We start from the raw sequence: 23,553 nt of genomic DNA on the forward strand, positions 1-23,553 counted from the left end.
ATTTATACACCATCATCCTGTAAACCAAATATTTCCGAGACCTTTTCAACTATCTTTATCCCAGCCTCTTTATCCTTTGCAGATACCGCAAGGGATACAGGCAACTGTTTCAGTTCATAGTCCCGCATCAATAGTTTTTGTCCGCCCCCTGTTATGTTGAGAACTATCCTTTCATCGGGTTTTACATTACCAGCTTCCAAAGCCTGCACCAGTGTGGCAACGGCAACCGCAGCAGCCGGATTTATGTCTATTCCCTCACAATCCTCAAAGAGTTCCCGGGCCCTGGATGCCTCCTTGTTGCTTACAGCATAGATAGTTCCACCTGTAGCCTCAAGAGCATCACTGACCCCACCCCGGACTGCAAAAGGTGGCTTTCTGTTAAAGAGAACATCATCATACATCCCCCGGGGACATGCAGGGTCCACTGTTTCAATACCATGCCACATAGAATACAGGGGAGCACACGGAAGACTCTGTCCAAGATGGAGTTTTGGCAGGGTAGTTCCAAACCTGCCATCTTCAAGCAATCTCATAGAAGCTTCCCATGCTGATATTCCACCGGTGCCACTACCCACAGCCTGTAAATAATGATCAGGCAACGTTTTGGATGTGAGAACAGCATCCAGCATCACAGTAGCCATGCCATCTCGCCTGGCAACGTTCCTGGCGCCGCCCTCGTTGACAAAACCTTCCCGGGATGAAATGTCACCGGCCAGGGATATTGCATCGAAGTAATCACCGTCAACCGTTACAAGGCAGATAGAATGATTATCGTCATGTAATGTCCACAACCTGTGAGCACTTTGAGCTGGGACCACAAGCAGCAACGGTTGCCCGGTTATACTGCACACGTGGGCAAATGCCCTTGCAGTGTTTCCGGCAGATGCCACCACCATTACCCTTTTTTCTTTCTGTTCCCTGAGTCTCTGCATGGTAGGGAATGACTCAAGGTCCTTGAAAGTACAGGTCATAAGATACGCGTCCTTTTCAGGCCAGTAACCATTAAAAGCTATCCACAGCTCATCAAGACCAAGGGCATATGCAAGCCCCTTACTCCTGTAAGTCACGGTTCGCCCTGAACCTTCCTCAATGATACCATCCGTGGGAAGCCAGTCGTAGTATCGCCAGATCCCGGGCAGATCCCCCGGGATCAACTGTTTTGCTGTGTAATAAGTACGAAGAAGGGAATCATCACCCCTTTTGCAGCTCTGAGCATGAGGGTCGTGAACTTCGCCACACAGCAGGCATTTCACATTATACTTATCCATACATCGAATGTGGACAGAGTTATTATAAATATTGCCCTTTTGTATTTGTTGTTTTCCTCGGAAGGATAATTAACACTAATAAATGTATAAAAGGGGTATTAAAAAAGGCTTAGTAATAAAAATCAAAGAATGATCAGTTTTTCTTACCCTGTATCTCGCGATATATCTCCTTACCTGTGACACTTCCCATCATGTAGAAATTATGTATCTCCGGCCCGAGTCCGTCTATTACATGTTTGATCGAACCAAAGCTCTTTGACAATTTATCAGCCTGCCCTTCAGTTATCGAAGCACCTTTCTCATGCTCGAAATAGTCTTCAAGGATACCATCTATAACACCCTTGAAATGCCAGTCCTGCACAGAGGACGGAGTTATCCCAATTGAGGTCTTGTACAACTTCAATATATCACCGTGCCTGCCAAGTCCTATTAATGCTATCAGTTTACCGGCAAGTGATTCCAGTGACTTCGGGTCGCTCTCCAGAAGAACATCGTAAATGTAAAGGGCCTTCTCAAATTCCGACAGTTTGTTCAGAAGCATTCCATAGTGATTCTTTATCCGGACATCATCAGGGAATTTCTCTGCAGCCTCTTTAAGGTATGAAAGAGCTTCTTCGTTACGGTCCACCATCTCAAAGACCATGGAAGTCTGCAGATATCTGTCCTTTTCGTCTTCTATCTGCATCAGGAAAGCTTCTGCAAAACCGATGCCTCGCTCTGTCTGCTTCATCTCATGGTAGGTAGCAACGATCCTGAGAAGGGTTTCCATGCTGGGAGTATCACGAAAACTTTCCTTCAGACTGCGCAGCTCAAATCTAAGTGTTCCCTGCACATTAGTATCATTATTGTCTTCCATGACTGTATATTGGATTAAATGCTTTTAAAAACTTACGAATTACCGGATAACTGCCTTGTATGAAGGATATCATATAGATAGCTCTGAAGTGATGCATGGTTCTTCAATACTATATCTGCAGCCGACAATTTATAAGAGGGAACATATGTTGGCACACCGACACAGTAAAGACCCGCTTTTTTTGCAGACTCGACACCCATAGGGGCGTTCTCTATTACAATACACTCGTTCTTTGCAATGCCCAGCATTTCAAGCGCTTTGAGGTAAGGCTCAGGATAAGGCTTGCCATAATGTACATCCTCACCGCAGACCACTGCATCGAATATGCCGGGGAAGAACTGTTCTATGAATGTATCTGCTGTGGCCTTTTCAGAACCCGTGACCACGGCCAGTCTGAAATCATCTTTAAGGACCCTAAGACAATCTGCCATTCCCTCAAAGGGCTTTACATCAGCGATGCTCCTGAATATCTCAATTTTCCTTTGCAGGATGGCATCATAACTTTCAGGCACAGGTTCCCTGCCTGCTTTGTGGAAAAACCATTGCAGTCCAAGCCTGTAGTTGGCACCTTCGATCTCATAGATGTCATCTGGTGTAATTGTGACACCCATCTCAGCTGAAACCTGTATCCAGGCCTGTGCATGATACACCATGGAATCGACAAGAACCCCGTCCATGTCAAAAATAAGAGAACTCAGCATGGGATATAATTGTCCTCATGCACGATAAAGATTATGTGACAGGGATAAGGTTAACATGAACACTTCCCATGCAAAGTTACTGCTCATACCATCTTTGTGGCAGTTTGTAATCCAGAGTGTCACTATATTCGCCCGGCAGGTAGAACTGTGTACCCCTGTCCTGAAGCGATGCTGCAAAATCAGGATCTATCGATTCAAGCTTTGCTTTTGTAGCATCTGCAGTGACTGATTTACCTATGCGATAGAGGGCAAACTGCTTGTTGTATAATGCTGATGTTGAACCCGGATCGATAGCCAGCACCCTGTCATAGCATGCAACAGCCTCCTCTGCATTACCCATGATATTGAGGATAAAACCTTTATTGTACCATGCAGTGGTGCATGAAGGATCCAGCTCCAGTGTCTTGTCATAGTAATAGACAGAACCTGCATAACTGCTTCTCATATAAGAGAGCATTCCCAGGTGATACCATGCAGATGCACTTGTCGGGTCTGCTGCTGCTGCCATCTCAAATGTAGAGGATGCAGTGGCAAGATCACCTTTCAGATAATATGTGAATCCTTTGCTGTTCAGTGCCTTAACGTTGTCCGGCTCAAGTTCAAGGATCCGGTCATATGTTGCGATTGCTTCATCATACCTTCCAAGTTTCTCGTATACTGAGGCTTCCCCGAACATCGCCAGGGAATCTGCAGGAACGATAGCCAGTATCCTTTCATAGAATCCAAGAGCTTCCTCATAACGGCCAAGATTTTCCGATCCACTGCTCTGTAATTTAAGTACTGTCACATTTGTCGGATCATACTTCAGCAGCTGATCCAGAGCCTCAATGGACCTTACATAGTTTCCGGTACTGTATGATGCATAACCGTTCCTGTACCATATATCAGTGTTCTGGGGGTCATTTTTCAGTATAGCTTCGTAATAGGGTATAGAATGATCATACATCCCCAGCTTATCATAAGCTAAGGCACCGTAGTAAAGGGCATCGGTATTTCCGGGATCGTTTTCAAGTATTATATTAAAGGAAGCAACTGCAAGCTGTGAGTCACCGTATCTATAATGGGAAAGACCTTTATTGTACCATGCCTGCATATTCCCGGAATCCAGAAGTACTGCCATTTCATAACATTTTACTGCCTCTGCATAATTTCCAAGCCTGTCATATGCTAAAGCCATACCACTCCAGGCTTCAGCAGAATCGGGATTTATGAGAATGGCTTTATTATATGAGCCAATGGCAAGGTCATGCATTGACATACTATCAAGGCAAGAGCCCCTCAAGATCCATATCCTGTCATAGCTGATAACATCTCCAAGTATTTCCGCATCCGCAAGAACATTGGCATTCTTATTTGATAGCGAACCGGTCCCATACCATGCGAACAGTTGTGAACTGAAAACCGCATCATTCATAACACCAAACAGTGAGGAGCTTTTTGGATAATAGGAAGCTGACTTGTTGCTGCTTTCCAGCAGGTCCCTGTTCATACTTAACTGGAACCTGGCAAGAGAATGGTTAGGGTTTAAGCGGAGCACCTGTTCGTAGCACCCGATGGCTTCTTCATACCTTCCAATTTCATAAAGGGCGTTTCCTTTCCTCATCCATGCATCCAGCGAATCAGGATGCTGCTCAAGCACCTGATCGTAAACCTTTGAAGACTCAGCATACCTTCCCAATGAATCCAGATCCAGCGCCCTGTTGTAAAGGGCCGCGGTGAAGTTGGGTTCGATCTTTAAAGCCTTTGAATATGCTTTCTCTGCAGCACTGTATTCACCAAGACGGTCATGATCCATTCCCAGGTCGTAGTAAACCCTTGCACATGAATCATCAATCTTTAAAGCCCTCTCATAAGATTCGGCAGCATCCCTGTACAATTCAAGCCTGTCATATGCATTCCCCATCTGATACCAGACCATGGGGAAACCGGGCTCACCGGAAACCACATTGTTGAATGCTGCTACTGAATTCTCATAGTCCCCTAACTTATAGAAAGCAAGCCCCTTGTTATACCAAAGCAGAGCAGAATCCGACCTGAATTCCGGCGTTACGCCATAACAATCCGAAACATCAGGCAGCATACCAAAAAGGGAGGAACCTGAACCAACAGACATTATTCCTTTGCTCCCGGGCCCAAGCTGTAAGGCTCTGTCATAAGCTTCTATTGCGGCTGCATATTTTCCAGTAGCATCCAGGATATCACCTTTAAGTGTCCATACCTGTGAATTTTCCGGCTCGTAGATAAGAACCTGATCATATGCCCTCAGGGCAGATGCAGGATTACCCATCTGCTGGTAGGCTTTCCCCATTTTATACCAGGCATCCACAGCATATGGATCCCTGGTAAGGATCGCATCATACTGTTTCACTGCAAGCTCAGGTTTGCCCATTGATTCAAGATCAAAGGCCATTTTATAACGGACATCGATATTTTCAGGTTCAAGCTCAATGACCTTTTCATAAGAACTAACAGCATACTGATAACTTCCCAGACCATCATAGGCAAGACCTTTTCCATACCAGTAAGCGGCATTATCGGGCTCTATCCGGAGTGCCTCATCATACATGTCTATAGATTCATTGTATTTGCCAACATCATACAAACCAGCAGCACGGTTTGAAAGACTGGAAGAATGAGATGCAGCATAGTCTATAATCTGATCACTGCATGAAAGAGATTCATTATACCTGCCAAGGGCTGCAAGTGACAGAGATTTTTGATACCAGACACTGGGAATCCTTGGATCGTAGTCAATATAGGGTCCTACACCTTCATAAATATCTGTTATGGAAAAAAGACCGACATCAAAGACCGGTTCATAGTCAGGGTAACTCTCATTTGAAAGAGATAAAAGCGACCTGTCAAAATACACCAGGGCATTTTTGTGATCACCCATCTCTGCCAGGATAAGACCCTTTTTAAAGAGAGCTGCAGGAGAATCCGGACGACTTTCAAGTACCCGATCATATATCTTTGATGCACCGGCATGGTCCCCCATCAGCAAAAGAGTGGAACCTTTATTATCCAGTGCGCTGAGATAGGCAGGATCTGTCTCAAGGGCTCTGTCGTAATAAACAAGAGCCTCCTCATAAGTGCCATTCTTTGTCATTGAAACACCCATCGCATTCAGATCCCGGGCATCCATTAACATGCTGCCTGCTGAAGGGGAGAAAAAAAACACCAATAAAATGACCATTATGCATAGGAATATGTTTTTAGGGACCATACCATTACCAGAGAAATTGAATGCTAATAAGTGCTAATAACTGTAGTAAATGATAATAGCACTTATAGGTATTTACATATATCTGATTATAAAAATAAATTATAATACATGAATAATAATAATGTACATATATTTGAAAAAAATATGGAGAAATACAGTTGCATGCCTATAAAACCCTGGAAAAAAGCGGACTGGCAAAAAAAGAGATTAAAAAATCAACCTTTATAGCCTATGCAGCTCCTGTGGCAACAGAAGAGGAAGCAAAAAAAATCATTCGCAATGTCCGGAACGAACACGATGCTGATCACAACGTTTTTGCCTATGTGCTAAATTCGGAAAATGTGTATACATTCAAATATGACGATGACGGAGAACCTGCCGGAAGTTCCGGAAGGCCTGTATTCAGGATTCTGGAAATGAAAGAACTCAGCAATGTGGTAGTCGTCGTGAGCAGATATTACGGTGGTGTGAAACTCGGTTTAGGAGGACTTGCAAGGGCATACAGGGAAACTGCTAACCAGGCCATTGAGAACGCCGGAATAATCGATGTCCGGGAAAAGAAACGGATGCATCTGGAATTCGGCTACCATGACATTGAAAACGTGAACCGGCTTGTATCGGTTTTTGGAACTATACTGAAGACCGGGTATTCAGATACTATATCTTTTGACGTGGAAATTGATTTGGAGCTGGAAACTGTTTTTAAAGAAAAGCTCATAGAAGCGACAAGTAACAGAATAACTGTCAAATAGCATGAGATATTTCAAACTGAAAACGAAGACACAGCAATCATCCATAATTATTTTCCCGATAGAAAATAAATAGGATAAGGTATGTTGTAACCCATATTCACAGATCACCATCATAAAAGACCGAGAGCACTATGTCAAAAAGAGCAAGAGATATGGCATTCAGGCACTTAAACAAAGGAGTAAGCCTGATTGAGAAAGGATTAAATGAAGATGCACTTGAAATACTGGAACAGGCCGAAGAGCAGGCCATGGAAGCAGAATCTCCTGAGATACTCGTAGCAGTTCTGCAAACATATGCAAACCTGCTGTTTTCACTGGGCAAAAACGAAGAAGCTCTTAAAAGATACCTTGCTGCCTCCGATATCCTTGAAAAGAACCCTGAGTACTTAGAATCTGACCAAAGAAGCGAGATGTTCAGTAACATGGCAATGGTCCTTGAGAGCCAGGGAAAGCAGGAAGATGCCATGAAAAAATATGAGCTTGCTGCACTGGAGTACGGGGGACTCCTTAAAAGGGAGAAAACTGACACTCCCATAATATCAAATGCAGTATCCACGTTGAACAATATGGGTGCACTGCTTGCAGAAATGGGAAAATGTAATGAAGCATGGAATACTTTCCAGGAAGCTCTTGACCTGCATGAAACGCTTGACCCGGGCAAAACAGATGAAACAGAATACAGACGCAAGAAAAGAACAATACTTGCAAACATGCTTAATATTCCGCCCGGGGCATTTGCAGACAGGGAAGAATACGAAGAAAAATACACCGGATCATTGAAAATGTACCTTGTACAAGCCTGGGATGAGCCTGCGGAATTGTCAAGGATCATTGCATCTTTGACGGATCTTTCCATTACCCTGGAAAAAGAAGGACAAAAAGATGCTGCATTCCTCAAACTTGAAGAGGCACTGGAAATAGCTACAGGGCAATTTGATAAGGACAGCAGCAACGCTGATAACAGGAAGCAGATCATTGATATTCTCAGGAACATGAGCAGGATACTGGAAAGTGAGGAAAGGTCAGAAAGATCACTGGAAAGATATGACAGGATAGCAGAAGTATCCAGGAAACTGCTGGCATCAATGCCCGCAAATAAGGCATACCAGTTGAATCTGCTCTTCTCCCTTGGCATTACAGGCAACCTGCTAAAAGAAAGCGGCAGGAACAAAGAAGCCATGGAAAGACTGGAAGAGGCATTGGATATCGCAATAAACACACTTAAAAGTGATGGTGAAGAGGAACAGACACATCAGGCCGTAGCACCCATTGTTGAAGATATGCTTGCAATAATAGAGATCGAGTACGATCCGGATGCAAGACTTGAAAAATACAATGACCTGCAAGAAAAGATAGGAGCCTTGACTCCGGAGAGCCTTGAAATGGAACTTACCCATGCATCTATCTGCAATGCAAAAGGCAGGATACTTGCTGATAACGGGTCTTTTGCACAAGCAATTGACAATTTCCAGAAGGCTTTTGCGACATTTGAGACTGTCAGGCATGCAACCGGAGATAATTCCGGGATAAAGGATGTTCTGGAAAACATAGCACAGACAAGTTTCAGTATGGGAGCTTATGACGATTCTTTGACCAATTACATGCAACTTCTGAAAAATGGCTTTTCTGACAAGGGATACATCGATCGGATAGAGGAGATACTTGTTGGAAAGGAGAAGAACTCCGACAACACGGGAAATTTAGAGAGCCTGAAAAAAGAATATGAGAAGATACTTGGAACAAGGACAGAACTTCTGGGACTTGTGCCTGATGAACAGGCAAAGAATGCCACAAGGATCAGAGTGCTCCAGGAAAAGATAGCTGATATCATGCTTGCCATGGAACAGACAACAGAAGCACTACAGGTATATGAACAGCTTCATGAAACAGATAAGACCGGTACATACCTGCCTAAGATAGTGAAACTTCTTGAAAGAATGAAGATATCTGCCGGCAAACAGGAGGCTTCCGGGAAACTTGAAGTACTTGAGTTCCTGCTATCCAGATACAATGATCTGCTTGAAGTAAATGCCTGTGATGTTTCTGTTCTTGCAAACAGGGCTTCTGTCATTGAGGACATCGGACAGGTACTTTCGCACAGAGGTGAGACCGAAGAGTCAGCCTATATGTACAATTATGCAATAGATGCATATGCAGAAATGGGACAGCTTGATCCTGAAAATATGTTCCTTCTTGAAAGAACCGCATCACTGCACAAAAAAATAGCAGATATTGCAGCAAATTCCGGCCATACAGAGGAGGCAAGAGACAGATATGATGCTTCACTTGAAAGGTACCGGGAACTGATGGACAGGAATCCTTCAAACCCGGCACATCAGCTTGATTATGCCGGGGTGCTGGATGGAATGGGATCACTTTATCTTGATGCCGGACTGCATGATAAGGCAAAGCAAAGCTATGAGAATGCCCTGAGAAGCTATGCAGCGGTAATGGAGAGTGAACCCGGGAATCCTGCATATCGCACCAATGTTACTATTACCCTTGAAAATCTTGGATACGTACTGGAACTCATGGGACGGAATGAAGATGCATTGTGGATGTATGAAAATTCCAGAAAGATAGAAGAAGGGGTCGAATAAAACAGTGCAAACTACATACCTTATCTTTTTTTTAAGCAGCCGGCCTGAGAATATATGACGGGAGGAATGAGGGCTAAAACGTTTAGCAGGAGGATACCGAGAGGAAAGTATCTTCAGGCCCACATTCCATGCAATCCAATATTCTTTTCATTCGTTTTTGGCGGGTTTGATGATGCCCATATCGTACCTTTTGAGGACATTGCCACATTCCATCTTAATGTGACTGCATATGACAATAAATAAACAAACTATATAAATATATCTATACTATGGTATCTAATGATCATTATCATAATGATGGAAGTTTGTTGTCAAGGCGATTCAAGAACAACATAGAATACATAAGATGCAGGGGTGCAGAGGATGCGAAGGATACAGAAGATATAGAGGATCCTATGAAGAAAAAAGAAGTACGGAAAAGTTGAAATCCCATACTATCACCATGATATAAATGAACAGCGGCAGGATATCGAATATAGGTCGTCCCCTTGATACTGATTATCTGACAAACAGACTGATAATCAGCATCACTTTACTTTCATTTATTGCATTTACAACCATCAGTGCATTAAACGGACAGAACAGCTACATAAGCCTGCTTACAGGAGCCAGGTACAGTATGGCTGTGTTCCTCATGTGGGCTATCTCAAGGGAGCTGGATCCGGACTGGCATTGGGGAGCTTTTATTGTTGTGCTCCTGTCATTGATACTCCTGTCTCCCGGAATTGATGTGTCCCTGCTACCTTTTCTCTGGCTCCTGCTTATTCTGAGGATCACAAATCACTCATCTGGTTTACCCGCAGGTCCTTTTGACTCTTTGTTAGTTGCAGCTCTTGGCATAGTACTCGGATACACGATATCCTGGATATATACTGCAATCAGTTCTGCAGCATTCATTATTGACAGCCGCCTGAAGGAACCTGCAAAATATCATGTGCAGGCAGGAATAATATTGTTCTTTGCATCAATTCTTATAGTTATTCAAATGGATGGTGTGGCGTTTGAAACTTCGATGGAGGAACTGTATCTGTTTGCAGTGGGTACTGTCCTTTTCCTGCCGGTTGCCATAAAACATGAAGTATTCAAAAGCGTAGGAGACAGGACAGGAGAAGGGCTGGACCCTTCCAGGATCAAGGCAACAAGAATAATGTCGATGATTATATTCCTTTTAATTGCTCTCTTTTCAGCCGGACCGTCTGCTTCACTTACCAAATTCATGTTTTGCATATTTGCCGGATTAGTGATCTACCGTATAATAAATAGACTGATGCAGCGCACAGGCAAGCTATCAGGAAAACGCTCCGGGTAACTGATAAGATTATTATACAATAGCCTTCAAGGTTATTATGTGAGTGGGAAAAATAACATTATAATCATTTTCTTTACAGTCCTGGTACTGCTATTGTCCTACATCAATTACTTCACAGACTACACTTCAGATCATGAAACAATGCTTATAAAGATGATTCAGGCTTTGACAATTGTTCTTTTTGCATACCTGATGGATGCATTGGCTGAAAAGATAATAAAGGATAGGGTGAAGGATACCAGGGACAGATATACCCTCAGAAAAGCATCATCTGTATTCATCACACTTCTTGCTGCAGCTTTGCTACTTATTGTCTTCTTGAAGGAAACCACGACCCTTATAATCGCATATGGCATTTTCAGCGCCGGAGTTGTCATCACATTACAGGACGTTTTCCGCAACTTTGCAGGAGGGATCATAATACTGTTCTTCAAGCCTTTCAGAGCAGGGGACCGGATGCAACTGAATGACTGCTACGGGGATGTACTGGATATCACATACTTCCATACTACACTTATGGAAATAAGACAATGGGTTGATGGTGACCAATATTCAGGAAGAGTGCTCAACGTTCCAAACAGTTTTATCCTTAACAGCACCATAATGAACTACACAAAGGATTTTTCATTCATATGGGACGAAGTGACAATAATGCTGGCTCCGGAGAGTGACTGGACAAAAGCAAAAAAAATAGCTTTGAGCACAATAAATGAAATTATAAAAGACTACATAGAGCATTCCAAAAAAGAACTTGCAAGAATGGAACAGAAATATATGCTTACATCCTATGATGTTGATACGAAGGCCTTTATGCAGATAGAAGGGGACAGAATAGAAATGCACCTGCGGTATGTGGTTGACCCTAAAAAACGAAGACATGTCAATGACATGATAGTCAGAAGCCTTCTTGAGACCTTTGATCATGAGGAGGATATCTCCATTGGAAGTGTATCAAGTGTCGAAATTATAAAAATGCCGGGAATTGATGCGACGACGTCCCCGAAAACTTAAAGACCCGTATCTGACCTAAAAATATCCAGAAGCGGAAATCACAATGGAAGAACAGGAAACATACGAGGGAAGGAGAAGTGAAAAGAAGATCTCCTGGCTAAAAGTATTCACAGGCGGTTTACTTCTGTACATATTCGGAGTGATTGCGCTTGCTGCAACACGTAATACCAACATATTTCCCACTGTTGTCATACTCGGGAATTTTCTTGTGCCTATAACATATGTGGCATTCTTTTACCAGAGAAGACATTTAAGCAAGCTCGACATGCCAACAACTGCCTGGGCCTTTTTCTATGGAGGACTGCTGGGGGTGCTGGCTGCAGCTACCCTGGAGCCCATATTCCTTTCACAGCATAAACTGCTCTACTCTTTTGAGGTTGGCCTGATAGAAGAATTCGCCAAGATCCTGGGGGTGCTGGTGATAGCCAAACGCTGCCGCCATGATTCCCAGATGGACGGCCTCATCCTTGGTGCAGCATCAGGAATGGGATTTGCAGCACTTGAAAGTACCGGTTATGCTTTTACTGCATTCCTTGCAAGCGGAGGAAGCCTCTCCCAGACCGTCCTCATCACACTGGTAAGAGGGGTGATCGCACCCATAGGACACGGCACATGGACAGCAATCCTTGTAAGTGTCATGTTCAGGGAAAGCGGACCCCGGATATTCAACATCAATCACAGGGTCATTGGTGCATATCTGACAGTTTCGATACTGCACGGACTCTGGAACGGACTACCGGAAGTGCTGTCTATATTCCCTCTCCCTCTTGTAAACGTGTTCATAGGACAGGTTTTCGTGGCAACGGTAGGTATTTTCCTGCTGTGGAGAAGGTACGACGAAGCAAAGAGACTTCAGATAGAAAGACAGGAAAGGGGCATACCCGAAGCTGCATGCTGGAGTGACAGATATGAAAGATGAAAATATTGAATGGGATATTGACGTTTCTATCCTGACTAACAGGTTCATCCTGAAAGAACTGCTGAAGGTGATGGGTATTGCTACCTTCATCACAGCAGGTATCGTGTTCTTGATAATGCTTCCGTCTATCATTGGCGGGAATTTTTATTTCAATAGCAGCAACATGGGGGACATGAAATATGCCCTGATGCTCATAGGGCTGTTGTTCTTTTTCACTGTATTGTTCATATTCGCATACTACGGGAACCGATACCTGCTTTCCTACACCATGGATAAAAAGGGCATAAGGACCATCACCAGGGAAGATCAACGGCGCAAGAACAGCAAACTGAATTTACTGATAGTACTGGCAGGACTCCTTGCAAGGAACCCCGCTACAACGGGTGCAGGTTTACTTGCTGCCTCACGACAGGATCAGGACATGAAGTGGAAAAAGATAACAAAAGCTGTATTCTATCCTAAATACAGTACCATCACATTGCATGCAGGGTACCTGGAAAAGAGCATCATATTCTGCACGAAAGAAAACTACAGCCAGATATCCGCTTTCATCAGACCGATGTGCGGGAGTTCCTGTCAGATCAGGGAGAAATGACGGAATGAAAAAGGAAAAAAAGAAGGTTTATTCAAATCCCGGCCCTGCCAGGCATTCTTTAAGCAGGGAGAACTTATCAACAATACCAAGCAGCTGCTTATTATCGGTAACACATATACGGCCCACATCATAGGAAAGTATGGTCTCGATGGCTTTGGATATAGTTGTACGGGGGCTGATGGAATAAAGAGGCGTTGACATCAGCTTCTCAACTTTAGGGGAATCACCTGATGCGCTGTCATGTGCTTCACTTGCGCGATTGCCGGGTCTGGCAAATCCTGCCTTTATGATATCACTGCGGGTGACAATCCCCATAACCTCATTTTCATGTGAAATGACAGGTATTCCGGTATAATCCCATTCCAGCATGTTTCCCCATACCTTGCTTACAGTGTCATCGGGATATATGGTCCTGACCTTTGTGTTCATTATCTCACTTACATTCCTTGCAGGGAGTTTCATGAGTCTGACATGACGCAGGAGAGTCGTGTCGTTCAGTACACCTGCAATGGATCTGTCAGTGGAGGAGGTCACGACCGGCGCGCGGTGTTGCCTTGCATCGAGAAGTGACCTTGTTGCATCCCTTATTTCCATATCCGGGGTTATCAAAGGAAACTCACGTGCATATCCGCCTACCGTCACTTCGGATCTGTTTGACTGAAGCCGCAGGATGTCCTGGTCATCCAGCATACCGACCACACGTCCGTTACCATCCATTACGGGAAGACTGTGAAGGTGCTTATCCCGCATTACCTGTCTGGCATGTGTCATAAGATCTGTCACATTGACACATACCGGATCTTTATTCATTATATCCCCAACTATCATTCTTTCACTCCTTCTTGCTCCTGAGAGGAGCCTTGTAAAATTCATTTCCTGCATCTCTCCTAAAATGGAGAACACAGGATACTACACCCACTTCAATTACCATGTTATATTACGCATCAATAGTATTTGTAAATCCCGGCAGTTGTATATGGACAAAGAGGACAGGTTATCGGCGGGCTGTCAGCAGGTAATCAGCGGGCTGTTAGCAGGTAATCCACAGGATACCTGCATATCTGCAAACGATCCGCAGGCTGTCCACAAACTATTAAGTAAAGTAAGACAGAACCAGAACCATGATCAATTCCTTTGTTATGATCCTTATCCTTGTGCTGCTCCTTGCAGGACTTGTAATGTCGTTCTTCGCGTTCAGGCTGAAGAGAGAGGAATACAGGGCAACAGGAAAATATCCGAGGGGCCACTATATGGGACACGGGCTACTCATCGGGATAGCTATCGGTATACCCATCGCTATTGCACTGGAGAACATATTCCTGGGTTACCTTGTTGGCCTTGTTATCGGAACCTTTCTGGGGTCACACCTTGAGAAGAAACATGAACATGAATTAAGGCCTCTCACACAAAAGGAGAGGAACCTTAGGAAAAAGACAATTATCATATTCTCAATACTGTTTGCACTGGGAATGGTCATGTTTGCTGCTGTGCTCCTCTTTTAAGCATAGCTTGCACCTGAAGGGTTTTTGATGGGACCCTGGCACTGATGAGCGTTCATTACAACGTTCATCTTCATTCGGATATTTGTCTTCATCAACTTAAAAGCAAATGTCAATCCGGAACGGATCTGTATTCCCCGGCAAGCCTGACGTATTGCGCCGCATTCTCCCGTATATGCGCGATGTCCTCATCTGTCAGCTCCCGCTGAACCTTTGCGGGCACACCAACTATAAGGCTCCCTGCCGGTATCTTCTTCCCCGGCGGCACCAGTGCATTGGCGCCTACGATGCAGTTCTCCCCTATCTCGACACCATCAAGCACCGTGGCGTTCATCCCGATGAGCACATTGTCGGCTATCCTGCACCCGTGGAGCACAGCGGCGTGCCCAACTGTGACATCGTCCCCTATCTCAACATTGTGCGGCTCATCCGCATGGATAACAACGTTATCCTGTATGCTTGTCCTCTTCCCTATGCATATCTTACTGCTGTCCCCGCGAATGACAGCATTGAACCAGACGCTGGAATGCTCTCTGATAGTTACATTACCGATGACGTTTGCAGAACTTGCTATAAAGGCGGTGGGTGAGACGGATGGCCTTACGGATCTGAATTCAATTATCATGTGGATCACCATTGAAGAAGTAAAGGGAATATGAATTACGAATACAGTTATGTTTCAAATTACGATTTAAATTACGATTACAGTTATGGTTCAAGTTACGGTTGAAGTTACAATTTTAGTTACGATCCAAGTTATGATCTAAAGTCAGCTCTTGTTCTTTGAACCTTCAGGTGTGGTCTTCTTTTCATCCTTACTTTCATAAGGCTCACCAAGATCGAGTACCAGATGATTGCATCTGCCGCTTTTCTGACCACACACTTTACAATATCTGGGCATGTTATTCCTCTTCAGTATAAGATAGCATCATTGACTTAAATAGTCACGTAACGATCCGGGCCGTGGCATCAATGGTTTTTTCTCTTAGAAAAGCCTGTTTTTTATTCCCCAATGTCATTTATCCGCAAAGTATCCTCTGATAGCCGAAATCAGCTCACCTGGCTCCTCTTCCGAAATAAAGTGACCTGCATTGCGAAATCTGATGACTTTTGCATCAGGGAATGCTCCTGCCCACCGGTCCATTTCCTTTTTCCTGAAAGCTATGTCCTTCATGCCCCAGGCTATCAGTATGTTTTTATCCTTCAGGACATCTCTTTTATCCCACATGGATTGCAACCAGTCAGAAGAGCCGATTATTTGTCCCGGGAACACCCAGGATCCTTTTCTTTTTTCCGGATCATCCAGTGGCATCAAATAATGTTTATGGATATTCGGGGTCAGTTTGTTTTTGTCACCAAAGACCGACCTGACAACATTATTAGCAAAGAAATTATGTTTTTTGATGAGATATCTTCCGATCGGTCCGCCTACAAAATTGCTGAATGCCTGATAATACCAATCTGATCTTACAGACCACATCCAGGTATTGGTGATCACGATATTCTTTACCTTTTCAGGATGACTTAATGCATAGGATAATCCGATAGGCCCGCCCCAGTCCCCAAAAAGCAAAGTGATGTTCTCCAGGTCCAGCGACTCCAGAAAAGCATCAAGGTTTGCAGCATGGTCCACCGGTAAATATGAAAAGTGCCCCGGTTTGTCCGACAAACCAAAACCGATATGATCAGGCGCAATGCACCTGTGGGTCTTTGACAGCTCTTTGATCAGACCCCTGAATTCAAATGACCATGAAGGATTCCCATGTATGAATACCACCGGATCCCCTTCCCCTTCATCAACATAATGCATGTCCCCAACAGATGTCCTGAAAAAATGCGATCTGAACGGATATTCAGTTGTATCGAGCCATAACGGATTATTCGCAACATCCATATTACATATAATGGTAACTTGCTGAATAAAAAGATTTACTATTGAAAGAAGATAAATAATTTCAGCAGAATCAGATTTGTATCAGCTATCAAAATACGAAATGTGTTTGACTATAAAAGTGTACACGACGAAAAAGATGAAACATAATGTGATCTTGATTGGGAACGCGGCAACAAAAAAGCCTTCAAAGCATTTATGCCTACAGATTTTGCAGGGCAATTGATGAAGGTAAACATAAATGAGGGGGTATGCGAGAAGATACATTCGGGAAAGGGGACTTCCACTTAAATATGGCAGGAACTTTTTCATAGACAAATGTGTAAAAGCAGGTATTCAAGAATCTCTGATTAAATATATGGTTGGACATTCTAATGGTTCTGTTTTGATGATGAATTATTTGTATAAGTTGAACAATTCGAGTTTAAATTATAGAAAAGTGATGCCTTCTTTAATGGAAATCATGGCGAAATGAATTTGAAAGTACTGGATATTATCGGGGAGATTTCATTTTTCTTAGAATATAGGAACAGTTGGTACAGTTAGAACACTTCTCATATACACAGTATAATGCATGATATTCATCAGTACATGTATTATTATCAAAAAATGATATTAATATAAAGGTAAAAGCGTACCATGCATTCTACTTCTCTGTATCTCTAGCAAGTGTTCCATTGTGCCACCTGTTCCCTTCATGATTTCATCTGCTGAGGAAGAAGATCATTGATATGTCCTACACCGAATGGAAGAAGATGGGATTTTCTAAAGGTACATTGCATTACATGAAACAGAATGCTAAAACTGATAAGCCATTTACTTTGAATGCTCATGTGAAAGAAAGGTTGGATAACTGGGAGACAGCTTAAAACGAAAATGTATTAATTTTAAAAATGATTTGTATTCGGATGTGACCTGCTTTTTATGAGCAAGTCACTCTATACATACGCTATTAGAATTTGTTCTTCTGAAAAATGTAGAACGCATAACCATATTCATCTGGGCGTTCTCTGAAGAGTTTTATCTCTTTTCTGTTAAACTCAAGTATCATTTCTGCCTCAGTGTTTCCTTTATAATTATCACTGATTTCATCAACTCTTTTTTCCAGATTGTCATAAAACTCGTACCAGACAGAAACTGGCAGTTTAAAGTGATCAATGACATCATATCCTACTGCCGTAACAACTTTTTCAGTATCAGGCATATTCATGATACCAGGATATATTTCCTGCCAGAATTCAGCAACTTCCGGAGAAGGTTCATCCGTGAACCATGTGTTCTCTGTCACTGCCATATAGCCACCATCTTTCAAGAACTGTTTCCAGTAGCTGATTCCCTTTTCAAAACCAAGGATAAAGATGGAGCCTTCTGCCCAGATTACGTCGAAATCTCCTGCTTCAAAAGGCAGTTCATCCATGGAAGCACAAACTGTGGTAATCTTATTGTCAACTCCTTCATTAGCTGCATTTTCCATCAGTTTGTCCAAAAAAGGCTGGTAAATATCAGTTGCAGTGATGTGACAGTCGTTACATATCTTCGCAAGATGGATTGTCTGCATGCCCACACCACAACCAATGTCAAGAATCTTACTGCCGGCAGGAAGGGAAGAAAGCATATTAAAGGCTTTTTCAGTACATTCATTACTACCTGGACCCTGTCTGGGTAAACCATCAAATATCTCAAAAATTGGCGATTCCATTTTTGCACCTATATTCATCATTTGTTTTGCTTGAAATGATATTCAATAAAGTCAATATGGCTTTTTGACAACTACGATTTTATATGTTCAAGCAGTGATTCTTAATATCTCGCAGAATATATAGCAATTTTACTTTGCAATAAACTCAGAAGTAGTGAAAAGATGGATGAAAAGTTACTTGCAAACATCGGTTTGAACAAATATGAGAGTTCTGTTTATTGGACGCTTTTGAAAAAAGGAGATATGGAAGCAAGTAAATTATCACAGTTATCACAAGTTCCCATTGGAAGGATCTATGAGATCTTGAGGGATTTGAACAAGTATGGCCTTGTGGAGATCAAACCTTCAAGGCCACGAAAATACAGGACTGTTGATCCGAAAATTGCTTTTGAACTCATGTACAAAAGAAGAGAAGAAGAAGCATTCAATAAGCTAAAACTACTCAGGGAAGCTTTTACTGAAATTGAACGGCAACTTTCCAATGACGATTCTCCAAAGGATGTTGAAACAATATTCTGGCCCGACGAGTTCCATGATAATGAACTAAAAGAGACGGTGAATTCATTTTTTGAGGATATTGAGCATGAAATATGTGTTGTTACTCCCCTTAAGTATAAGCCAGGAGTATCAGAACAATATGATGATTCAATGCCAGTATTCAGCAGGGCTTACTTAAATTTGGCACAGCGTGGCATTCATGTTAAAATTCTGGATTCCCACTCTCAACTGTTGCCGGCAATAAAAGAACTTGTTAATTCAATTGAAGATGAATCAGTCAAAAGTAATGTTCAGAAATTCATGGAAATAAGAATTTTGGAAACAGAGAATGATTTTGTAATCTTTGATTCAAAGACTATCTTTCTTGATATTGAAGATCAGATTAATACTGGTACTAGTCTCGGTATGACACAGATTCATGATGAGTCATATACAAAGCGTTTCAAAGCTAAATTCGATGACCTCTGGACTAAGGGGAAGCGATTCAATTTCACATAAAATGGTCTGGGTTATGAGCTTCTTATTAATGCCTGCCAGTTTGTAACCTCATTGAATTGTCACATAATACTTTTCGAATAAATTACAATTTGATTAGTAGCCAAATAATTTTCAAAAAGTTCGATTTTTCCACGTTACCTATATCCCCTTAAGATTGTGCGGGGATATATACAAGGCGAAAAAAGCGTACACTTTTTTGGCGTTGTATATATCCCAAAATCCTCATGCGGCTGCCGGGATTCGAACCCGGGTTCATGGCTTGGGAAGCCACGGTCATAGCCACTAAACCACAGCCGCATATTAAAAAATCGCAGTATGTTATACTACGTTTTAGATTATAGATTTTGTGGTGAGCCGGAGCAATCATGTGTTGTTCAGGGGGTGTTTCATGTATCGTTCACTGATTCATAGGGGGAGAGACGGTTTTTTGCCGGCCTCAGTTCATCCAGCATCATTGCTGTTATCTGGTGCCTGATCTGTTCGCGGCGGTCATAGGTTGACCTGTAGTAGACGGTAATCTTGATGCCGTCCTTGTCGGAGCCCATGAAAAGGCTTACATCCACATCGATGCTGTTCCAGATCCTCTCTTTCAGGGCCTCGACCTTTGCGGGGAAATCAGCGGGTATCTCGTCCAGGTCAAAATACATGTCAAACCCACTTTGAAACTTGCCTCTCCCGTAGTTCCTGATGGGTTTTTCAAGGAAGACCTTATTCGGAACCTTTAAATAATCCTCATAGGTCTCAGGGGTTGGGTCGATCACTACGTAGAACATGCCTATGTGCTTTACAAGGCCCTCGGAACTGCAATCTTCCCCCACCTTTATGTAATCGCCTATCTTGAAGGGTTTCTTGGTAAGCAGGATGAACCAGATGAAATACGAAAGTATCACATCCCTTATGGCAAAGGCAAAACCTGTGGCCATCAGGCCGAGGAAAATGGCTATGTTCTGCTTTGTGATACCAAGCTGCCAGAAAACAACCAGGGTCGCAATGAGATAGATAAGGGCAAGGTACATCTTGCTCATAAGTATGCGTTCCTCGATGTGCCCGACCCCTTCAAAATAATTGAGTATACGATTTACGGTGAGTTTGGCAAAAAGCGTTGCAAGGGCATAAGAGACCAAAATGGTCACCAGGGCCTCCAGGGTATCCTTAATGACAAGAGGGACATCCATTATTCCCCTTTCATCGGCAAAAATGACCAAAAGTGCAATGGCTATCATGAACACAAAGAACAGGAATGCACGGTTCAGTAACTTGTGAACCAGCTTTGACCTTACATTTATAAGGCTGTTAGATGAAGTCCTTTTATCCATATCCATTGATCCCTGATCATTTTTGATATTGACAATTTGATGATTTTCTTAATAAGATATGGTGTATGTATATCATCTTATTGATGTTGTCCATTGAAGCTATGCTCAAATGAATCATAATCCGGAATAAAAATAAAAACGATCAGGCAGAAACCCGAAAACGGCTCACTCTGCCTTCTGGTACTTATCGATTATCTCCTGGAAGGAGTCTGCTATGTAGGACAGGTTCTCACGACCCACCTGGAAGGTACTGAGCTTGAAGTACCTGGTCAGGCCTGACTTGATACCGTGGATGTTGCGCTCCTTAAGTTCGCGGTAGAGGAAATACCTGCCTTTCTTTGCGGTCTGGGAGATATCGTAGAACACCGGAGCCTCAAAGAACATCAGGTCGTGGTTGTGTGGTTTCTCACCCATCTGGATGATGCCCATATCTTCCAGTTTAGAAGAGAACCAGCGGGCATCTGCAACCTCCGTCTCCCAGTTACGTGTGCGGCGCACCACATGCGGGAAAGAAGCTATCATAGTCATTACCGTGGCACCCCTTGCAGTACAGCCCAGAAGTTCTATTTCCTTGACCTTATGAGTGGGGGATTTCCTGAAAACTATGTCAGCGTATTCTTCCTTAACACCCAGCACACCTATAGGCCCTGATGATGCCATGGACTTATGACCGCTGCCCACTACAAAATCCACGCCCATCTTCTTTGCATGTATAGGCATCCTGCCAACAGAGTAGGCACCATTGAGCATGAGCGGCACATCATAGCTGTGGCAGATATCGGATATCCTCTTTACATCCGCAAGGTTACCGTAACTTCCATCGGGATATGTCACCTGGGCCAGCGCCGGAGCCTTACCTGTCTCGCTTATGACCTCTTCGATAGCTGTGGCATAACCCTCTACATCCGTCCTGTATTCGGGACTGCCGCTGTGGGGGACCGTCTTTATGTTCAGCCTTGCACGTTGTGCAGCAACAAAGGAAGAATAATGGGCAAGCCCGTCAAGTACGACGCAGTCACCTTCCTGTGCCATGGAATGCATAACAGCGAACTTGGATTCCCTTGCACCATGTGTTATCCTCACAGCATCCGTATCCAGGAATGCCGGCAGTGCATTGTGAACGAACTCTTCTATAGGAGGCTTTTTTATCAGGTCAAGCACCCCTCCACAGAAATCACATACCGAATATCCGTCTCCCCATTCAAGTAATGCCCTTCGGGCATCTTCTGTGAGTTTGCCACCTGTCTGGAGCGGGTCGATGTTTATCGCATCCTTTGGACCACGCTCGATAAAACCAAATTTGCTAAGAGTAGAGTCATCAAGTTCCATAATGTTCCCTTTCCGGATAATACTGAGTATTGAACCTTCCAATACTAGTTAAAAATGTTCGTTGTAAAATTATTAACACAGCTTTAATTATTCCGGATTGTATGGAATAATGAGGCACAACATGGGGTATAGCTGAAAATAAGGCCGTATAAATGAAAAGTGAAAAGTAAAAATGAAAACAAATAGCTCTGTAGAAATCCAGATCGTCAACGAGTTTTAACTCATAGCCGCAGATAAACGCAGATGAACACATTTATATTTCCTTTATCTGCGTTACCTGTTAAACACATGTTTAGCAGGTACTCAACTCTATAGGAGGTGAGTGTATCCGTGTTCATCTGTGATTCTTTCCTTTAATATTAACCGCAAATAAACGCAGATTAACACAGATAGCGTTTTTTCACACCCGTGATTAATAGTAACGTAGAGGATTCCTACAGAGCAAAACAAATAACACATAAAACAAATCAAAAACAAATAGAAGGCACCAATTGGTGCAACTTCATAGTTTCAGAATAACTTAGATATCAATCGCTGTCTTAAAAACCGACAGGAACTCATCACACTGGGTAACAAGGCTGCCCGCAGCATCCCTCACAACATCAATCGGGTCTGCACCATCTGTTTTCACAAAAAGTATAGGATCACTTATCGACACATGCTTCATGTCATATGTTGCAATCTGAACCCTTTTGTCATCGAGGAGCGCTGACTTGAGCATATTGAGGAGAGTGTGGTTCTCCCCCAGTATCTCAAGGTGCATCTCATCAGCGGTTTTATCAATGATCTTCAATTCCATCTTAATCTCACCTAACGATAATTCATACAATAATCAGACAATCACAATATCCATCAGACAATTCCTGTTCCATAGTCAGATGATATCTTTCTCTTCTCTACGCGGCCACATTGCGGACATTTCAGCCTGTTGTCGTCCTTCTGCAGGACAGACCTGCATCTTGAACAATACGCCCTCATGACACCAAGGGACTTCTCATCGGTACTCAGACGCATATTCTGTGTATTGATGACCTTAGCCTTCACGATGTCTGAAAGGGAGAACTCCTGGCCAAGGTTCTTGACATAGGAATCCTTCACATTGGAAACATGGATGGCTGCAGCGCCATTGGTCTGAAATTCACGCTCACCCTTGCCTTTGATGGCACCAATCTCCACCAGGGCCACGGAATCACGCATATTGACAACGTTTCCCACAACTATATCACCCTCGTCGATCTGAGGAGGAGTGCTGGTCCTTGGAACAACCGAGATCGTTCTTGACTTCCTGTCTATCTTTACATAACCCGTGCCTAGTGAATGGATATCTGCCACGTTGACATAGGTGCCGTTACCTGCCCTGAACTCTTCCGTAGTTCCTACAAGATCACCAGGCATTACAAAAATACATTCATCTGTGTCAGTATTGTCTTTCATATCATCCTCTTCCTTTGGCCCATTTTTGGGTTTCATATTTCTCTTTCCTGCCCTGCCGTTGCGAGCTTTTCCCTTTTCATCTCCAGTTAAACCCTTTACACCCTTTTCCGGCACAGCGGCAGCTTCCGATCCTTGCACAAGGACCTCTTCTT

24 protein-coding genes, 1 tRNA gene and 1 pseudogene are annotated in these 23,553 nt (G+C 43.2%); 12 read left to right on the top strand and 14 right to left on the bottom strand.

The window, feature by feature from the left end:
• Positions 1 to 2: 2 nt before the first annotated feature.
• The 4 genes from V7O64_RS07535 to V7O64_RS07550 form a co-directional block, all read right to left on the bottom strand.
• Positions 3 to 1,268 carry a cysteate synthase gene (locus tag V7O64_RS07535; RefSeq protein WP_407354818.1) on the bottom strand — a complete coding sequence of 422 codons (1,266 nt, stop codon included), beginning with the start codon at positions 1,266 to 1,268 and terminating at the stop codon, positions 3 to 5.
• Between the two features lie 133 nt (positions 1,269 to 1,401).
• Positions 1,402 to 2,124: a tetratricopeptide repeat protein gene (locus V7O64_RS07540; RefSeq protein ID WP_407354819.1), complete on the bottom strand. Its 723-nt coding sequence runs from the start codon at positions 2,122 to 2,124 to the stop codon at positions 1,402 to 1,404.
• A gap of 32 nt (positions 2,125 to 2,156) precedes the next feature.
• Positions 2,157 to 2,825, bottom strand: a complete 669-nt coding sequence (locus tag V7O64_RS07545; protein WP_407354820.1) for an HAD family hydrolase — start codon at positions 2,823 to 2,825, stop codon at positions 2,157 to 2,159.
• A gap of 76 nt (positions 2,826 to 2,901) precedes the next feature.
• Positions 2,902 to 5,976, bottom strand: coding sequence for a tetratricopeptide repeat protein (locus tag V7O64_RS07550; protein WP_407354821.1), 3,075 nt, complete (start codon positions 5,974 to 5,976; stop codon positions 2,902 to 2,904).
• 233 nt (positions 5,977 to 6,209) lie between these two features.
• Between V7O64_RS07550 and V7O64_RS07555 the strand changes: the two genes are divergently transcribed.
• The 8 genes from V7O64_RS07555 (at position 6,210) to V7O64_RS07590 (ending at position 13,237) form a co-directional block, all read left to right on the top strand.
• Positions 6,210 to 6,803 carry an IMPACT family protein gene (locus V7O64_RS07555; protein ID WP_407354822.1) on the top strand — a complete coding sequence of 198 codons (594 nt, stop codon included), beginning with the start codon at positions 6,210 to 6,212 and terminating at the stop codon, positions 6,801 to 6,803.
• Between the two features lie 131 nt (positions 6,804 to 6,934).
• A complete protein-coding gene (locus V7O64_RS07560) occupies positions 6,935 to 9,403 on the top strand; it encodes a tetratricopeptide repeat protein (RefSeq protein WP_407354823.1) in 2,469 nt (822 codons plus the stop codon).
• A 66-nt stretch (positions 9,404 to 9,469) separates the two neighbouring features.
• The gene (locus tag V7O64_RS07565; RefSeq protein ID WP_407354824.1) at positions 9,470 to 9,646 is read left to right on the top strand and encodes a hypothetical protein; all 177 of its coding nucleotides are present in this window, start codon (positions 9,470 to 9,472) and stop codon (positions 9,644 to 9,646) included.
• Positions 9,647 to 9,672: 26 nt separating this feature from the next.
• A complete protein-coding gene (locus V7O64_RS07570) occupies positions 9,673 to 9,828 on the top strand; it encodes a hypothetical protein (RefSeq protein ID WP_407354825.1) in 156 nt (51 codons plus the stop codon).
• 26 nt (positions 9,829 to 9,854) lie between these two features.
• Positions 9,855 to 10,712, top strand: a complete 858-nt coding sequence (locus V7O64_RS07575; RefSeq protein ID WP_407354826.1) for a hypothetical protein — start codon at positions 9,855 to 9,857, stop codon at positions 10,710 to 10,712.
• Between the two features lie 39 nt (positions 10,713 to 10,751).
• Positions 10,752 to 11,723 (top strand): mechanosensitive ion channel family protein, encoded by a 972-nt coding sequence (locus V7O64_RS07580; RefSeq protein WP_407354827.1) that lies wholly within the window; start codon positions 10,752 to 10,754, stop codon positions 11,721 to 11,723.
• 43 nt (positions 11,724 to 11,766) lie between these two features.
• A complete protein-coding gene (locus V7O64_RS07585) occupies positions 11,767 to 12,642 on the top strand; it encodes a PrsW family intramembrane metalloprotease (protein WP_407354828.1) in 876 nt (291 codons plus the stop codon).
• Positions 12,632 to 13,237, top strand: a complete 606-nt coding sequence (locus V7O64_RS07590) for a hypothetical protein (protein ID WP_407354829.1) — start codon at positions 12,632 to 12,634, stop codon at positions 13,235 to 13,237. Before V7O64_RS07585 ends, V7O64_RS07590 begins: the two co-directional genes overlap by 11 nt.
• Positions 13,238 to 13,264: 27 nt before the next feature.
• Here the strand turns inward: V7O64_RS07590 and V7O64_RS07595 are convergent, their stop codons facing one another.
• The gene (locus V7O64_RS07595) at positions 13,265 to 14,140 is read right to left on the bottom strand and encodes an HPP family protein (RefSeq protein WP_407354830.1); all 876 of its coding nucleotides are present in this window, start codon (positions 14,138 to 14,140) and stop codon (positions 13,265 to 13,267) included.
• 236 nt (positions 14,141 to 14,376) lie between these two features.
• Between V7O64_RS07595 and V7O64_RS07600 the strand changes: the two genes are divergently transcribed.
• Positions 14,377 to 14,739, top strand: coding sequence for a hypothetical protein (locus V7O64_RS07600; protein ID WP_407354831.1), 363 nt, complete (start codon positions 14,377 to 14,379; stop codon positions 14,737 to 14,739).
• A gap of 109 nt (positions 14,740 to 14,848) precedes the next feature.
• Here V7O64_RS07600 and V7O64_RS07605 read toward each other — a convergent pair whose 3' ends face one another.
• From V7O64_RS07605 to V7O64_RS07615, 3 genes are all read right to left on the bottom strand, one after another.
• Positions 14,849 to 15,361, bottom strand: coding sequence for a gamma carbonic anhydrase family protein (locus V7O64_RS07605; RefSeq protein WP_407354832.1), 513 nt, complete (start codon positions 15,359 to 15,361; stop codon positions 14,849 to 14,851).
• Positions 15,362 to 15,505: 144 nt separating this feature from the next.
• The gene (locus tag V7O64_RS07610) at positions 15,506 to 15,637 is read right to left on the bottom strand and encodes a hypothetical protein (RefSeq protein ID WP_407354833.1); all 132 of its coding nucleotides are present in this window, start codon (positions 15,635 to 15,637) and stop codon (positions 15,506 to 15,508) included.
• A gap of 114 nt (positions 15,638 to 15,751) precedes the next feature.
• On the bottom strand, positions 15,752 to 16,630 hold the full coding sequence (locus V7O64_RS07615; protein ID WP_407354834.1) for an alpha/beta fold hydrolase: 879 nt from the start codon (positions 16,628 to 16,630) through the stop codon (positions 15,752 to 15,754).
• Positions 16,631 to 16,868: 238 nt separating this feature from the next.
• Here V7O64_RS07615 and V7O64_RS07620 point away from each other — a divergent pair, with 238 nt between their 5' ends.
• Entirely contained in the window at positions 16,869 to 17,102 is a 234-nt protein-coding gene (locus V7O64_RS07620; RefSeq protein WP_407354835.1) for an integrase, read from the top strand.
• Between the two features lie 235 nt (positions 17,103 to 17,337).
• Positions 17,338 to 17,496, top strand: a pseudogene (locus V7O64_RS07625) (CRISPR-associated endonuclease Cas1); the annotation flags it as partial.
• An 83-nt stretch (positions 17,497 to 17,579) separates the two neighbouring features.
• Here the strand turns inward: V7O64_RS07625 and V7O64_RS07630 are convergent.
• Positions 17,580 to 18,326, bottom strand: a complete 747-nt coding sequence (locus V7O64_RS07630; RefSeq protein WP_407354836.1) for a class I SAM-dependent methyltransferase — start codon at positions 18,324 to 18,326, stop codon at positions 17,580 to 17,582.
• A gap of 162 nt (positions 18,327 to 18,488) precedes the next feature.
• Here V7O64_RS07630 and V7O64_RS07635 point away from each other — a divergent pair, with 162 nt between their 5' ends.
• Entirely contained in the window at positions 18,489 to 19,322 is an 834-nt protein-coding gene (locus V7O64_RS07635) for a TrmB family transcriptional regulator (RefSeq protein WP_407354837.1), read from the top strand.
• Positions 19,323 to 19,547: 225 nt separating this feature from the next.
• Here V7O64_RS07635 and V7O64_RS07640 read toward each other — a convergent pair.
• The 5 genes from V7O64_RS07640 to V7O64_RS07660 all read right to left on the bottom strand — a co-directional run bounded on the left by V7O64_RS07640 (position 19,548) and on the right by V7O64_RS07660 (position 23,539).
• Positions 19,548 to 19,619, bottom strand: a tRNA-Gly gene (locus V7O64_RS07640).
• Positions 19,620 to 19,708: 89 nt separating this feature from the next.
• Positions 19,709 to 20,638 carry a mechanosensitive ion channel family protein gene (locus V7O64_RS07645; RefSeq protein WP_407354838.1) on the bottom strand — a complete coding sequence of 310 codons (930 nt, stop codon included), beginning with the start codon at positions 20,636 to 20,638 and terminating at the stop codon, positions 19,709 to 19,711.
• A 165-nt stretch (positions 20,639 to 20,803) separates the two neighbouring features.
• The gene (gene pscS, locus V7O64_RS07650; RefSeq protein WP_407354839.1) at positions 20,804 to 21,967 is read right to left on the bottom strand and encodes an O-phospho-L-seryl-tRNA:Cys-tRNA synthase; all 1,164 of its coding nucleotides are present in this window, start codon (positions 21,965 to 21,967) and stop codon (positions 20,804 to 20,806) included.
• A 520-nt stretch (positions 21,968 to 22,487) separates the two neighbouring features.
• On the bottom strand, positions 22,488 to 22,766 hold the full coding sequence (locus V7O64_RS07655) for a DNA-directed RNA polymerase subunit L (protein ID WP_407354840.1): 279 nt from the start codon (positions 22,764 to 22,766) through the stop codon (positions 22,488 to 22,490).
• A gap of 53 nt (positions 22,767 to 22,819) precedes the next feature.
• The gene (locus V7O64_RS07660; RefSeq protein ID WP_407354841.1) at positions 22,820 to 23,539 is read right to left on the bottom strand and encodes an exosome complex RNA-binding protein Csl4; all 720 of its coding nucleotides are present in this window, start codon (positions 23,537 to 23,539) and stop codon (positions 22,820 to 22,822) included.
• Positions 23,540 to 23,553 lie beyond the last annotated feature (14 nt).

It is taken from the genome of Methanolobus sp. WCC5, from assembly GCF_045690325.1.
GTDB lineage: Archaea > Halobacteriota > Methanosarcinia > Methanosarcinales > Methanosarcinaceae > Methanolobus.

Excerpts from the sequence above, each read along its gene's own strand:
- V7O64_RS07535 (WP_407354818.1), bottom strand. The coding sequence starts at position 1,268 with ATGGATAAGTATAATGTGAAATGCCTGCTGTGTGGCGAAGTTCACGAC.
- V7O64_RS07540 (WP_407354819.1), bottom strand. The coding sequence starts at position 2,124 with ATGGAAGACAATAATGATACTAATGTGCAGGGAACACTTAGATTTGAG.
- V7O64_RS07545 (WP_407354820.1), bottom strand. The coding sequence starts at position 2,825 with ATGCTGAGTTCTCTTATTTTTGACATGGACGGGGTTCTTGTCGATTCC.
- V7O64_RS07550 (WP_407354821.1), bottom strand. The coding sequence starts at position 5,976 with ATGTTAATGGATGCCCGGGATCTGAATGCGATGGGTGTTTCAATGACA.
- V7O64_RS07560 (WP_407354823.1), top strand. The coding sequence starts at position 6,935 with ATGTCAAAAAGAGCAAGAGATATGGCATTCAGGCACTTAAACAAAGGA.
- V7O64_RS07565 (WP_407354824.1), top strand. The coding sequence starts at position 9,470 with ATGAGGGCTAAAACGTTTAGCAGGAGGATACCGAGAGGAAAGTATCTT.
- V7O64_RS07570 (WP_407354825.1), top strand. The coding sequence starts at position 9,673 with ATGGTATCTAATGATCATTATCATAATGATGGAAGTTTGTTGTCAAGG.
- V7O64_RS07575 (WP_407354826.1), top strand. The coding sequence starts at position 9,855 with ATGAACAGCGGCAGGATATCGAATATAGGTCGTCCCCTTGATACTGAT.
- V7O64_RS07585 (WP_407354828.1), top strand. The coding sequence starts at position 11,767 with ATGGAAGAACAGGAAACATACGAGGGAAGGAGAAGTGAAAAGAAGATC.
- V7O64_RS07590 (WP_407354829.1), top strand. The coding sequence starts at position 12,632 with ATGAAAGATGAAAATATTGAATGGGATATTGACGTTTCTATCCTGACT.
- V7O64_RS07600 (WP_407354831.1), top strand. The coding sequence starts at position 14,377 with ATGATCCTTATCCTTGTGCTGCTCCTTGCAGGACTTGTAATGTCGTTC.
- V7O64_RS07605 (WP_407354832.1), bottom strand. The coding sequence starts at position 15,361 with ATGATAATTGAATTCAGATCCGTAAGGCCATCCGTCTCACCCACCGCC.
- V7O64_RS07610 (WP_407354833.1), bottom strand. The coding sequence starts at position 15,637 with ATGCCCAGATATTGTAAAGTGTGTGGTCAGAAAAGCGGCAGATGCAAT.
- V7O64_RS07615 (WP_407354834.1), bottom strand. The coding sequence starts at position 16,630 with ATGGATGTTGCGAATAATCCGTTATGGCTCGATACAACTGAATATCCG.
- V7O64_RS07620 (WP_407354835.1), top strand. The coding sequence starts at position 16,869 with ATGAGGGGGTATGCGAGAAGATACATTCGGGAAAGGGGACTTCCACTT.
- V7O64_RS07630 (WP_407354836.1), bottom strand. The coding sequence starts at position 18,326 with ATGGAATCGCCAATTTTTGAGATATTTGATGGTTTACCCAGACAGGGT.
- V7O64_RS07635 (WP_407354837.1), top strand. The coding sequence starts at position 18,489 with ATGGATGAAAAGTTACTTGCAAACATCGGTTTGAACAAATATGAGAGT.
- V7O64_RS07645 (WP_407354838.1), bottom strand. The coding sequence starts at position 20,638 with ATGGATAAAAGGACTTCATCTAACAGCCTTATAAATGTAAGGTCAAAG.
- pscS (WP_407354839.1), bottom strand. The coding sequence starts at position 21,967 with ATGGAACTTGATGACTCTACTCTTAGCAAATTTGGTTTTATCGAGCGT.
- V7O64_RS07655 (WP_407354840.1), bottom strand. The coding sequence starts at position 22,766 with ATGGAATTGAAGATCATTGATAAAACCGCTGATGAGATGCACCTTGAG.